Annotated in this window: 11 protein-coding genes; 6 read left to right on the forward strand and 5 right to left on the reverse strand. The window is 35.7% G+C overall.

Annotation, left to right across the window (positions count from 1 at the left end; translation table 11 throughout):
- Positions 1-4: 4 nt before the first annotated feature.
- The 3 genes from KWG70_RS07450 to KWG70_RS07460 form a co-directional block, all read right to left on the reverse strand.
- Positions 5-1,264: an aminotransferase class I/II-fold pyridoxal phosphate-dependent enzyme gene (locus KWG70_RS07450; RefSeq protein ID WP_230935370.1), complete on the reverse strand. Its 1,260-nt coding sequence runs from the start codon at positions 1,262-1,264 to the stop codon at positions 5-7.
- Between the two features lie 157 nt (positions 1,265-1,421).
- Positions 1,422-2,459, reverse strand: a complete 1,038-nt coding sequence (locus KWG70_RS07455; protein WP_230935371.1) for a PLP-dependent cysteine synthase family protein — start codon at positions 2,457-2,459, stop codon at positions 1,422-1,424.
- A gap of 74 nt (positions 2,460-2,533) precedes the next feature.
- Complete coding sequence (locus KWG70_RS07460; protein ID WP_230935372.1) at positions 2,534-4,594, reverse strand: S9 family peptidase; 2,061 nt, start codon at positions 4,592-4,594, stop codon at positions 2,534-2,536.
- Between the two features lie 92 nt (positions 4,595-4,686).
- On the opposite strand from KWG70_RS07460, the gene KWG70_RS07465 reads away from it, so the two are divergent.
- Positions 4,687-5,010 carry a YbaB/EbfC family nucleoid-associated protein gene (locus tag KWG70_RS07465; RefSeq protein ID WP_230935373.1) on the forward strand — a complete coding sequence of 108 codons (324 nt, stop codon included), beginning with the start codon at positions 4,687-4,689 and terminating at the stop codon, positions 5,008-5,010.
- Between the two features lie 3 nt (positions 5,011-5,013).
- On the opposite strand, the gene KWG70_RS07470 is transcribed toward KWG70_RS07465, so the two are convergent.
- Positions 5,014-6,033 (reverse strand): threonine aldolase family protein, encoded by a 1,020-nt coding sequence (locus KWG70_RS07470; RefSeq protein WP_230935374.1) that lies wholly within the window; start codon positions 6,031-6,033, stop codon positions 5,014-5,016.
- Positions 6,034-6,036: 3 nt separating this feature from the next.
- Positions 6,037-8,463 carry a zinc-dependent metalloprotease gene (locus KWG70_RS07475; protein ID WP_230935375.1) on the reverse strand — a complete coding sequence of 809 codons (2,427 nt, stop codon included), beginning with the start codon at positions 8,461-8,463 and terminating at the stop codon, positions 6,037-6,039.
- 273 nt (positions 8,464-8,736) lie between these two features.
- Between KWG70_RS07475 and KWG70_RS07480 the strand changes: the two genes are divergently transcribed.
- The 5 genes from KWG70_RS07480 to KWG70_RS07500 all read left to right on the forward strand — a co-directional run bounded on the left by KWG70_RS07480 (position 8,737) and on the right by KWG70_RS07500 (position 13,824).
- Positions 8,737-9,267 (forward strand): GNAT family N-acetyltransferase, encoded by a 531-nt coding sequence (locus KWG70_RS07480; protein WP_230935376.1) that lies wholly within the window; start codon positions 8,737-8,739, stop codon positions 9,265-9,267.
- Between the two features lie 64 nt (positions 9,268-9,331).
- Positions 9,332-10,442, forward strand: a protein-coding gene (prfB, locus tag KWG70_RS07485; protein WP_230935377.1) for a peptide chain release factor 2 whose coding sequence is annotated in 2 segments (ribosomal slippage) — positions 9,332-9,394 and positions 9,396-10,442 — 1,110 coding nt in all. Because the reading frame shifts where the segments join, the coding sequence is not laid out codon by codon here.
- Positions 10,443-10,452: 10 nt separating this feature from the next.
- Positions 10,453-10,794 (forward strand): arsenate reductase (glutaredoxin), encoded by a 342-nt coding sequence (gene arsC / locus KWG70_RS07490; protein ID WP_230935378.1) that lies wholly within the window; start codon positions 10,453-10,455, stop codon positions 10,792-10,794.
- Position 10,795: 1 nt separating this feature from the next.
- A complete protein-coding gene (locus KWG70_RS07495) occupies positions 10,796-11,263 on the forward strand; it encodes a hypothetical protein (RefSeq protein WP_230935379.1) in 468 nt (155 codons plus the stop codon).
- A 134-nt stretch (positions 11,264-11,397) separates the two neighbouring features.
- A complete protein-coding gene (locus tag KWG70_RS07500) occupies positions 11,398-13,824 on the forward strand; it encodes a TonB-dependent receptor domain-containing protein (protein WP_230935380.1) in 2,427 nt (808 codons plus the stop codon).
- Positions 13,825-13,867 lie beyond the last annotated feature (43 nt).

A 13,867-nucleotide genomic window follows, 5' to 3' on the forward strand; every position in this document is an offset into this window, starting at 1 on the left:
TTTCCTACTCACCCATTGCTGCCATAACAGCTGCAGATAAGCGTTTGTATGTTCCATTTTCTAAACGATCTCTAATGGCATCAAAAGCGTCTAAGGTTTCTTCTACATCTTTTAAAGTATGCGTTGCTGTTGGTATCATTCTTAATAAAATCAAGCCTTTAGGAATTACTGGGTACACAACAATAGAGCAAAAAATACCGTAGTTTTCGCGTAAATCTCGTACTAAAGCCATGGCTTCAGGAATACTTCCTTTCAAATATACTGGAGTTACACAGCTTTGTGTAGTACCAATATCAAAGCCTCGCTCTTTTAATCCAGATTGTAAGGCGTCCACGATTGTCCAAAGATTCTGCTTAAGTTCTGGCATGGTCTTTAACATTTCTAAACGTTTTAACGCACCAATTACCAGCTGCATTTGCAACGATTTTGCAAACATTTGTGAACGTAAGTTATATTTTAAATAATCAATGATTTCTTGGTCTGCAGCAATAAAAGCACCTGTACTCGCCATAGATTTGGCGAATGTTGCGAAGTATACATCTATATCATCCTGTACACCTTGCTCTTCTCCTGCTCCTGCTCCTGTTTTTCCTAAGGTTCCAAACCCATGAGCATCATCAACAAATAATCTAAAATTGAATTTTTTCTTTAAAGCAACTATTTCTTTTAAACGTCCCTGTTCTCCTCTCATTCCAAAGACACCTTCAGAAATAACTAAGATTCCTCCTCCTGTTTGTTCTGCCATTTTAGTGGCACGTTCTAAGTTCTTTTCTAAACTTTCAACATCATTATGCTTATAAGTAAAGCGTTTTCCCATATGAAGACGTACACCATCAATAATACAAGCGTGTGCATCAACATCATAGACAATAATATCATCTTTAGATACCAAAGCATCTACAGTAGACACCATTCCTTGGTAACCAAAATTCAATAAATATGCAGCTTCTTTGCTTACAAATTCAGCAAGTTCGTTCTGTAATTTCTCATGAAGATCTGTATGTCCAGACATCATTCGCGCTCCCATTGGGTAAGCAGAACCATATTGAGCAGCAGCCTCAGCATCTACCTTACGAACTTCAGGGTGATTAGCTAAACCTAGATAGTCATTGATACTCCAGGTAATCACTTCTTTCCCTTGAAACTTCATTCTATTAGAAATCTGTCCTTCCAGCTTTGGAAATACAAAATATCCTTCAGCCTGAGAAGCCCATTTTCCTAATGGTCCTTTATCTTTGTATATCTTCTCAAATAAATCCTTCATTAAAGCGAGTTTTTAGTCTTAATTAGTTGGGACAAAATTAGGTAATTATATTATCACAGCATAATATTTTTATGAACCAATGTTTATATCCTCATTAAACATAAAAACCTACCACGATTAAACGTGATAGGAGTTTTGTATGCGTTGTACTATTATTTTATTTTATATACTGAATTTTCTCTGCAACTTCTCTTTGACTATCAAAGAAACCTTGGTCTCCCATCCATTTATCACTATATACTTTACTCATATAGCGTGATCCATGATCTGGAAACACAACAACAACTTTATCTCCAACTTTAAACTCCCCTTCTTCATTAAGTTGTTTTAAAGCTTGCATCGCGGCACCACTAGTGTAACCAACAAACAAACCTTCTGTTCTCGAAATTTCTCTTGCGGTGTGAGCACTTTCCTCATCAGTAACTTTAACAAACTTATCTATAAGATCAAAATCTGTCGCTGTTGGAATTAAGTTTTTACCTAAACCTTCGATTCGGTAAGGGTAAATCTCTTTATCATCAAACTCACGTGTTTCGTGATACTTTTTTAATACAGAACCATAAGCATCAACACCAATTACCTTGACATCTGGGTTTTGCTCTTTTAAATATTTAGAAATTCCTGAAATTGTTCCTCCTGTTCCACTACAAGCAACCAAATGCGTGATTTGACCTTCAGTTTGCTCCCAAATTTCTGGGCCAGTAGTATGGTAATGTGCATCAAGGTTTAGTTTATTAAAGTACTGATTGATATAAACAGAACCTTTAATTTCGTTATGTAAACGCTTTGCCACTTGATAATATGAACGCGGATCGTCTGCACTAACATTAGCAGGACACACATACACATGAGCTCCCATCGACTTTAACATGTCAATTTTATCTGCAGAAGATTTGGAACTTACTGCTAGAATACACTCATACCCTTTAATAATACTCACCATGGCAATACTAAAACCTGTATTTCCTGATGTTGTTTCTATAATAGTATCACCTGGATTTAAGATGCCTTGTCTCTCGGCCTCCTCTATGATGTGAAGTGCAATTCTATCTTTTGACGAGTGACCAGGATTAAACGCTTCAACTTTAGCAAAGAAGTCGCCTTTATAGTCCTGAGCCATTTTATTTAATCTGATAAGAGGGGTTTTACCTATTAACTGTAAAACATTATCAAACACTTGGATGTCTTTTTTCATAAATGCTATTTATCAGTTTCCTATTGATTCAATGTGAAACATAAAACCTCGCAAAATTAAGATTTTTTTTAGAATTAGCAAGTAATTCCCTCTAAGTCTAGTAAAAATGCAAATTCTTGAGCATCTTCCTTTAAAGCTTCAAATCGCCCAGAAGCTCCGCCATGACCAGCTTCCATATTGGTTACTAAATACAATTTGTTGGTATCTTGTTTATAAGTTCTGAGTTTTGCAACCCATTTTGCTGGTTCCCAATATTGTACTTGAGAATCATGCAAACCAGCCGTTATCATTAGGTTAGGATACGATTGTGCCTTAATATTATCATATGGAGAATAACTTTTAATATAGTTGTAATAGGTCTCATCGTTAGGATTTCCCCATTCATCATATTCTCCTGTTGTTAAAGGGATAGTATCATCTAGCATAGTGGTCACAACATCAACAAAAGGGACTGCTGCGATGATGCCATTGTAGAACTCTGGCGCCTCATTGGCAATAACACCCATTAATAAACCTCCTGCGCTTCCTCCCATAGCATACAAATGCTTAGAAGATGTATAATTTTCAGCAATTAAATGCTTCGAACAATCAATAAAATCGGTAAAACTATGTTTTTTGTTCAGTAATTTTCCATTTTCATACCATTGTCTTCCCAAGTACTCTCCTCCTCTAACATGAGTAATAACATAGATAAAGCCACGATCTAACAGGCTTAGTCTAATTGTAGAAAAATAAGGGTCAATGGTAGACCCATAGCTTCCGTAGGCATATTGCAAAACAGGAGCATTACCGTCTAATTTTGTATCTCTTCGTCTCACTATAGACATTGGGATCTTAGTGCCATCCTGAGCAGTGGCCCAAATACGCTCGGAAGTATAATTGTTTTTATCGAAATTAGGATCTAAAACGGCTTGCTCTTTTTTTATATCCTTTTGCTTTGTTTTCATATTGAAATCAATCACTGAAGACGGATTTGTCAAAGAATTATAACTATAGCGTAAGGTTTCAGTATCAAAATCTACATTATTTCCCGTATTGGCTGTATAGGTTTCGTTATCAAATGGTAAGTAATAATCGTCTTGGCCATCCCAGCGCTTGATTCTAATTTGGTTGAGTCCATTAGTACGTTCACTTATAACTAAATAGTCCTTAAATATGTCAATATCCTCCAATAGTACATTATCTCGATGCGCCATGACCTCAACCCAATGCTCTAATCTTGTATGATGCTCAGGGGTTTTCATGAGCTTAAAATTGGTTGCATTATTATGATTGGTCAATATATAAAAATGATCTTCAAAATGCGAAATACTGTATTCTAATCCGCGAATACGTGGTTGAAATAACGTGAAGTCAGCATCTGGTGTATTTGCATTTAAGATATGAAACTCATTAGTGAGTGTACTGTAACAGGCAATAATTATATATTTTCTTGATTTCGACTTAAATACTGCTGCACCAAAGGTATCATCCTTTTCGGTAAAGATAAGTGTATCCTTATCTTCAGTATCTCCAATTTTGTGTTTGTAAATTTTATTAGACCTAAGCGTTAGTTCATCCTTCTTCGTATAGAATAAGGTCGAGTTGTCATTAGCCCAAGTGGAAGAACCAGTTGTGTTTTCAATAGTATCTGAAAACACCTCATTTGTAATTAGGCTTTTAATCTGTAATGTATACTGCCGCCTACCAATAGTGTCAACTCCAAAAGCGATCATTGTATTGTCTGGACTCACACTCAACCCAACTAATCTAAAGTAGCCATGACCTTCTGCCATCTGATTTCCATCAAATAATAATTCTTCTTCGGCGTCTAAAGTTTCCTTTTTTCGAGTATATATAGGGTAATCCTTCCCTTTCTCATAACGAACAATATACCAATAGCCATTGTATTTATAAGGAACAGACGAATCGTCTTCCTTAATTCTCGATTTCATTTCTTCAAAAAGCGATCTTTCAAAATCTTTGGTATGTGCCGTTTCCTGTTGATAAAATTCGTTTTCAGCATTGAGATAATCCAATACATTTTGGTCATCACGTTGGTTTAACCAAAAATAGTTATCGATTCTTATATCGTTATGTTTTTTTAATTCTTTCGGAATTTTTCTGGCAATAGGAGCTTCAATAGTCGTTTTCATATAGTATGCTTCGGAAATAAGCTTTGCTTTTTTCTTTTTAAAAGTGTGGCAATTTAGTAATTTTGCCTTTCATAATTTTAATACTTAACAATATGTTTGGAGATATGATGGGAATGATGGGCAAACTTAAAGAAACCCAAAAGAAAGTTGAAGCGACTAAAGAGCGCTTACATAGCGTTCTAATTGACATGAATAGTCATGACGAAAAGTTAAAAGTTACTATTACCGCAAATAGAACGATTAAGTCTATCGCTATAGATGATGAATTACTCCAAGACAAGGACATGCTAGAAGATTATCTCATTCTTACGATTAATAAGGCAATTGCTCGTGCTACAACAGTTCATGAAACTGAAGTTGCTGCTGTTGCAAAAGAAGGTATGCCAAATATTCCCGGAATGGATATGTTTAAGTAGGTTTTAAAAATTATTCAAAATTTCTAAAAGACGCTCATGCATTGCATTGGTATAATCTAAATGTGTAACCATTCGCAATTTATTACTTCCCATTCCAATAATGTGAATCTTTTGATCTGATAATTGTTTTAAAAACTCACTTTCATCAACATGAGATTCTAATTCAAAAATGACAATGTTGGTTTCTATAGGTTCTACCTTTTTAATTATTGATAAGTCTTCTAGAACTTCTCCAATCTCTTTGGCTTTTTTATGATCCTCTCCTAGTCGATCCAAATGATGATCAAGCGCATATAAACCTGCTGCAGCAACATAGCCTACTTGACGCATACCTCCACCTAATATTTTTCGTACTCGTATTGCGCCTTGCATGAGTTCTTCATTTCCAATAAGCACAGATCCCATAGGACAACCAAGCCCTTTACTTAAGCAAACAGAAATTGTATCGAATATTTGTCCGTAGTCTTGAGCTGTTTCATTAGTATTTGCTAATGCATTCCATAATCGTGCACCATCTAAATGATATCCTAAGTTATGATGATCACAAACAGCTTTGATACGTTTTAATTCTTCAAAATCCCAACAAGCTCCTCCTCCTTTATTGGTCGTGTTTTCAACTTCGACTAAAGTGGTTAACGGACTATGATAAAAGTCGGGCGGATTTATAGATTCTGCAACCTGAGCTGCATTAAACATGCCTCTGCTTCCATCTATCAACTTACAAGAAATCCCACTATTAAATGATGCGCCTCCACCTTCATAATTGTAAATATGTGAGTATTTATCGCAAATAACTTGCTCACCAGGATTGGTATGTAATTTTAAAGCCGTTTGATTGGCCATACTTCCTGTTGGAAAAAACAAAGCTTGATCTTTTCCAAACATATTGGCCAAACGACGCTCCAGAGCATTCACTGTAGGGTCTTCTTTATAGACATCATCACCAACATTAGCTGTCATCATGGCGTCTAACATGCCTTTGGTTGGCTTGGTAACCGTATCACTTCTTAAATCTATAATCATATGTTAATTTTGGTTGTAATTACAATAATCGCTTCCAATTGGAGAACCATCTGGTATTTTTGGGGTATTCTCTATTTTAAATTTTTCTGGATGTTCTCTAAATTCTTTAATCATCATTTTATATTGCTCAACATAGCTTGAATGCTTAGCCCAATGTTTTGGAAGTTTTTTATTAATAGTAAGTTCAAGTTGTAATTTAAGTATCGCCTCATTTACTTTTGCTTTAACTTGAAAAAACGATTGATTATTTACCGCTAGGTTCATCAAGTGCAGTAAAACACGTTCATTTATTAATTGTTGAACCTCATCTAGGTAGTTGTCTTTATGTTGTTTTCCGAAGGAATTATCTAAAAGCTGCTTCAATAACTCATCAAAACTTAACTGACTATCATCTAAGCTTTTCTGCTGTATCATTCTATTCGCACGCTGTGGATGCAACAATAATTTCAAGGTCATATCACTAGCAGTAACTGCTGCACTCATAGGGTCAAAGGCAACACCTGCTTTTCCAGAGAAGGACTCACGACCTCTACCATAGGCAAATGCCCTAGGTGGAAAAAGTTCTAATTTTTCCTTTGGAATCGCTAAAGCTTCAGCAGAAATTGTGTTAAAAATTGTTTTCAGCGCGTCTCGTTGCGTCTTTGCATCAATTGGCTCTACTACACTCTGACCATTCCCTTTTACCGCATAGTTATAATCTAAACCACCAACCACTTTTGTCGCCGCTTCTGTTTGATAACGATGGAAAAAATACAATGGTACAAATACATCCTCTAATACTGAGTAAGGCTCTCCTTGACGAATATTATCTTTTGAAAAATTTGATATCGCTTTGGCTCTTACCTTCAATACATTATCTAATTCTTCTGAAGCGCTTTTACCATTATCCCAAAGGTGTGCTAAAGCATGAGCGCCTCCTTGTGCTCTGGCATCGGCATCAGTTATAAAACGCAAACCTTTATTTTTTGCTGCATCTAAAACAGAATTCAAAGCTTGTTTTTCATCAGCATTCGCATCAAATTCAGAATAACTATAAGCCACAGTAACTTTATCCCACTCACCTATACCAACAGCATAAGCGTCACTAAAATCAATGTTTCCATTTTTTATGGTAATTGTTGGATGCGGATAATCCATCACAGAAGCTCTTCCGTTGGTACTCGCAGCAAAATTATGTGCAAAACCAATTGTATGACCGACTTCATGTGCACTCAACTGACGAATTCTTGCCAATGCCATTTCAAGCATAGGTTGGTAATTATCATCACGTTCTGCAAATGGCTTATTCATCAAGGCTTGGGCTATCATAAAATCTTGCCTGATACGTAAACTTCCTAAGCTTACATGTCCTTTTATAATTTCTCCTGTTCTTGGGTCAACAACACTGCCCCCATAGCTCCATCCGCGAGTGGAGCGATGTACCCATTGAATGACATTATAACGGCAATCCATAGGATCGGCATCTGCAGGCAACATTTTTACTTGAAATGCATCTTTAAACCCAATAGCTTCATAGGCTTGATTCCACCAACGCGCACCTTCCAACAATGCCGAGCGTACTGGTTCTGGTGTTCCTGGGTCTAGATAATAAATGATAGGTTCTTTGGCTTCACTCATTGTAGCATTGGGATTCTTTTTCTCCAAACGATGACGAATAATATAACGCTTTCTTATAGGCTCCTGGATTGGTGTAGCATAATCTAAATATGACATAGAAATAGCACCACTACGTACATCAAATGCTCTCATCTTATAACCATCGTCAGGTAATTCGATAAAACTATGGTGTTGGATCACACTCACTAAGGAAGACGTTGGAGTCACACTTCTAATATTTCGACCTTTAGGCTGCCCTTTAAATGTTAGTAAGGCTTCAAATTCAACATTTTTAGGAAAGGCTTTCGTTCTATCTAATGACAATGCGCTCTTTGTAAGATCTACTTTATAAGTGCCTTCAGATTTTAATCGGTTGGCTACACCATGTGCGTCAAGCATCAAGAAAGGTGTTAAATCAATAACATAAATACCATCCTTATGCTCTAAAATTTTAAATCCGTATAACACAGACTTCGCAAATGCTTGTTCAATACTTTTCTTCTCTAGTTCATTATCGGTAATTGCTCGATAACTCAAATTAGGTTGAACCAATAACAACTTGTTACCTGCTTTTTCAAATTTCACTAGACGTTCTTGCCCTAATTGTCCTCTATCTAAACCAATATCATTTGAACCAATACCTGTAGCTAGTGAATTTACATATAGAAAATCTTTATTCAGATCTTTGACTTCTAAATATATTTTATCTTTAGATTCATCATAATGAAAATCAAAAAAGCCAGTTTGCTTTTTTAAGTCCTTCTTATCTAAAACCTGTGAATATGAGAATGTTACGCAACAAAAAAGCATAACATAAAACTTGATTTGTTTCATAATATTTAATTATCCCATAAAACTACGTAATTTCGTTCAAATAATATTTGTGACTTCCTTATAGAAATGGTGTCTTATTATTGAAAAACTTATAGTTGCAGATGTGAGTTTGTCTCTATAATAATAAATGTTATACTGAAAGCCCTAGTTAACAGATTAAAAATAATCCTCATACTCATTAAAGATGGAAACTTCAAACCCATCCTTGATGGTATTTCAACGCGCTTGTATTCTAAAGTAAATTCCTATGGCCTTGAGGTCAACTTGAAAGATTTGAACTCTGTAGATTCAAAAGTTGATTTATCTATTAGATTATTTGAAGATTCAGATGTTAATGCTCTTGATGAAGGTATGCGTCACGCCAGACTTGTACAGGAAAATATTCCCAACTGTTATGTTGCTGTCACAAAAGACAATACAACCATATACAGACAATGGCTATTTAAGCACCAACAAAACAATCAAGTTGCCAATTATTTTGGTAATTTATTTCCAAGCCTGAAAGAAGACGAAGCCCTTATTGAAGGTGTGTTTACACATCCTGATTACAGAGGGTTACGTGTAATGTCAAATGCTGTTTACAAGACGTTGATCCAAGATCAATATAAAGGTATAAATAGAGTTATAGTTTTCGTAGATGAAAACAACATTCCGAGTTTAAAAGGGTTTCATCGAAACGGATTTAGACCCTACATTACTCGACAAGAAAAATGGTTCTTGTTTTATAGAAGAGTATCCTTTATTCCTATGACTACTAAACTAGAATACAATTATTTAAATTTAGCTTCAGCAACAAAGCTATAAACATCCTAAGATTTTTATTTTGTCTAACGAATATATATGTTAATTTCGCTGAAAACTTTTTGCCATGATTACATCAGATCAAATTAAAGATCTAAATACACGCCTTGATAAACTAAGGCACTACCTTTGACATAGATGCCAAACTGATCGAAATTTCAAACGAAGAAGAGCAAACATTTGATCCAAATTTCTGGAACGATTCTAAGCAAGCCGAAATCGTAATGAAATCACTTCGAGAGAAAAAAAGTTGGGTACAGGATTACAATACTTCTAAAACCCTTGTTGAGGATCTTGAAGTGATCTACGAATTTTTCAAGGAAGAAGAAGCCTCTGCAGAAGATGTTCAAAATAGATACGACAAGGCATTACTTCTTATTGAAAAATTAGAATTCAAAAACATGCTATCTGAAGAAGGTGACTCATTAAGTGCTGTTCTTCAAATTACAGCTGGTGCTGGTGGTACCGAATCTTGTGATTGGGCAAGCATGCTTATGCGTATGTATTTAATGTATGCCGAAAAAAGCGGATTCAAAGTAAAAGAACTCAATTTTCAAGAAGGTGATGTGGCTGGTATCAAAACTGTGACTTTAGAAATTGAAGGCGATTATGCTTTTGGTTGGCTTAAGGGTGAAAATGGTGTACATCGTTTGGTGCGCATCTCCCCTTTTGATAGTAATGCCAAACGTCATACCAGCTTTGCTTCGGTATATGTATATCCTCTAGTTGATGATACCATAGAAATTGATATCAATCCTGCCGATATAGAAATTACAACAGCACGCTCTAGTGGAGCTGGTGGCCAAAACGTTAATAAGGTAGAGACCAAAGTACAATTGACTCACAAGCCTACAGGTATTCAAATTTCTTGTTCTGAAACACGTTCTCAGCATGATAATAGAGCTCGAGCAATGCAAATGCTGAAATCACAACTCTATGAAATAGAATTGCAAAAGCAGATGGCACAGCGCGATGATATTGAAGCAGGTAAAATGAAAATTGAATGGGGAAGTCAAATTAGGAACTATGTGATGCATCCTTACAAATTGGTAAAAGATGTGCGTTCTGGTCACGAAACAGGTAACGTAGATGCTGTAATGGATGGTGACATCGAACCTTTCCTAAAGTCGTATTTAATGATGATGGGACAAAAAGAGGATAATCCTAACGAACTATAATTCTAAACATATGATTAAAATATACCACAACCCAAGATGTAGCAAATCAAGAGAAGGATTTTCGCTTTTAGAAAATTCTGGCAAAGATTTTGAGGTTATAAAGTATCTTGACGAGCCAATTTCCGAAGCAAAATTAAAAGAGATCATTTCGCTTCTTGGAATAAAACCCATAGATTTGGTACGTAAAGGTGAAGCAATCTGGAAATCAGATTATAAAACAAAAGAACTAACAGATGATGAAGTAGTCAAAGCCATGACCAAACATCCAAAATTGATCGAGCGTCCTATCGTAATCAATGGAAAGAAAGCGGTAATTGGCAGACCATCATCCATCATATTAGATATTATTTAACATGAAAAAGATTTTTTTAACCTTAATGGTGTTTAGCTTATTTGTAAGCTTTTCTGATGCCCAAATCAGAAATCGTAGACAACAACGACAAGCACCAAGAGTTGTAAACGAAGAAAAGGAAAAAGAGAAGTACGAAGCAAAGGTCGAAGAAAAGAAAGTCACATACATCAACGATCTTATTGCAACGCTTAATGTAGATGATTTTCAAAAAGAGATTATCTATCAAACCATGTATAGCTATTTTGACGAACTCACAAAGATCAATAAGCTTGGCCTTAAGAAATTCGAAAGAGAGACAGAAATAGAACGTCTAGACAAAATGCACTTTAGAGATGTAAAAGCTATGGTTTCTGAAGAGGTTATGGGCAAAATCATGGATGCCTTAAAAGGGAAATGGGATCAAAAAGAGGAAAAGAAGAAGAAAAAAAAGAAAAAGAAGAAAAAAAAGAAGGATAAAGACAAAAACTAAAGCACTATACCAAATGGCTTAAGCTCTTTTAGAAGGTTTTAAGCCATTTTTTTTTAACACAAGATTAACCAAATCCTAGTGCAAGGAATTCTAATTTTGTTCATCTAAAGACTAACACAAGATAAAACCATCATATGAAATTAAAATTACTTTCATTAGGATTCATGCTTTTTATGGGTATAATCGGACTGGCACAAAATGAAGTGACTATCTCAGGAACTGTTATTGATGCTGACGATAAAGCGCCTTTAGAATATGCAACAGTTTCATTTTTCAGTAAAACAGAAAACAAGATCATTACAGGTGGTATAACCGATAATAAAGGTGCCTTTAAAATCGAAGTCCCTTCTGGAACCTATAACGTGTCTGTAGAATACTTGTCCTACAAGACCAAAACGTATGAAGACCGAACACTATCTACCGATATGAATTTAGGAACCGTCTCTCTGGCTCTCAATTTGGAAGCTTTAGATGCTGTTGAAGTCGTAGCCGAAAAAACAACTGTAGAAATAAAACTTGATAAAAAAATATATAACGTAGGACGCGATCTTACGGTTAGAGGCGGAACTGTAAGTGATGTTCTAGATAATGTACCTTCGGTATCTGTGGATGTAGAAGGAAATGTAGCTTTACGAGGTAATGAGAATGTTAGAATCCTTATTAATGGAAAACCATCTGGATTAGTAGGTTTAAATTCTACTGATGCCTTGCGTCAGTTACCAGCCGAATCGATTGAACGAGTAGAAGTGATTACCTCTCCTTCTGCACGCTATGACGCTGAAGGAACAGCCGGAATACTAAACATAATTTTAAGACGTAGTAAACTTCAAGGTCTTAATGGCGCAGTTACCCTTAATGCTGGAGATCCAACACAAGCTGGTGTTTCAGGAAATATCAATTACAGAACTGGCGACTTTAATTTCTTTAATACGTCTGGTTATCGCTATAGAGAATCTCCAGGAAATGCAACCACAAAAACCGAATTCTTTAATGATGATGATCCTAACACCTTTTTTAATGAGTTTAGAACATTTGATAGAAAAAGTAGAGGTTTTAACACCAATGTAGGTGTTGAATGGTATGTCAATGAAACGTCTTCAATCACTGCTTCTTTTTTATACCGCGATAGTGATCAAAACAATGACAATTCTAATGTAATTAGAGAATTTGACAGTAATAGAAATTTAATTAATGAATCCATTCGTTTAGATCCAGAGGAAGAAACCGATATTACTAGACAGTATTCTTTTAACTACGATAAGCAATTTGGAGGTGACAGTCAGCATCGTTTGACTTTCGATTTTCAGTATGAAGATAATGGCGAGGTTGAACAATCACTTATTGCACAAGATGGTGATGCTGCCGAACGTGTGCGTACTGCTGAAACTCAGGATGAAGTCTTATTACAAATGGATTACACCAGACCCATTGGTGAACAAAGTAATTTTGAATTTGGTTATCGCGGAACTTTCGAAGAGCTGGATACCGATTACACCTTAGAATTTAATGAGAATGGTACGTTTGTGCTAGATACCGATCAAAGCAACAACTTGGTATTTCGTCAATATGTAAATGCTGTATACTCACAATTTGGAAGCAAGATTAAAGATAAGTTTTCTTATTTATTAGGGCTTCGTATGGAAAGTACACGTATCACAATTGATCAGGTCACTACTGGAAGTTTAGATCGTAAAAATTATACAGGCCTCTTCCCTACTGTAAATTTGGGGTATGAGATTTCTGAGAAGCAAAGTATCACTTTAGGGTACAATAGAAGAATTCGTCGTCCGCGATCTCGTTTTATCAATACTTTCCCTTCGCGAAGTAGTGCAACTAATCTATTTCAAGGAAATCCAGATTTAGATCCGAGTTACTCAAATACTGTAGACTTAGGCTATTTAAATCGCTTCGGAAAGATGACACTCAACTCATCGATCTACTATACAAGAGCTACAGACGTCTTTACCTTTGTGAGTTTGGACACAGGTGACACAGCTATCGTTGGTGGAACAGAAGTGCCAATTATTAGACGTTCGCCAATTAACTTGGCAACTAACGATCGTTACGGATTTGAATTCACCTTAACCTACAGACCATCGAAAAAATGGAATGTAAACGGAAACCTGAATTTATTTAAATCGGTTACTGAAGGGTTTTTTGAAGGCACCGATTTTGGTGCAGAGAACTTTAGCTGGTTTGCAAGAATTAATAATAAATACACTTTACCAGGTAGTATCGATTGGCAAACGCGACTCTTTTATCGTGGACCAAGTGAAGACGCACAAACCGTTCGTGAAGGTATATTTTCTATGGATCTAGCATTTAGTAAAGATTTGCTTAAAGACAAAGCATCTTTAGCAGTGAATGTGAGTGACGTATTTAACTCAAGAAAACGAAAATTTACATCGACAACACCAACGTTTATTGCTGATGGTGAATTTCAATTTAGACAACGTAGTTTTAACCTTACCTTTACCTACCGCTTTAACCAACAGAAACAGCGTCAACAACAAAATGGTGGACGTAATGGTGGTGGCGATGATTTTGATTTTAGTGGCTAGAATTTAAGCGTAACATAACAATAAGACATAAAAAAAGGAAACC

Source organism: Psychroserpens luteolus (assembly GCF_021032705.1).
GTDB lineage: Bacteria > Bacteroidota > Bacteroidia > Flavobacteriales > Flavobacteriaceae > Psychroserpens > Psychroserpens luteolus.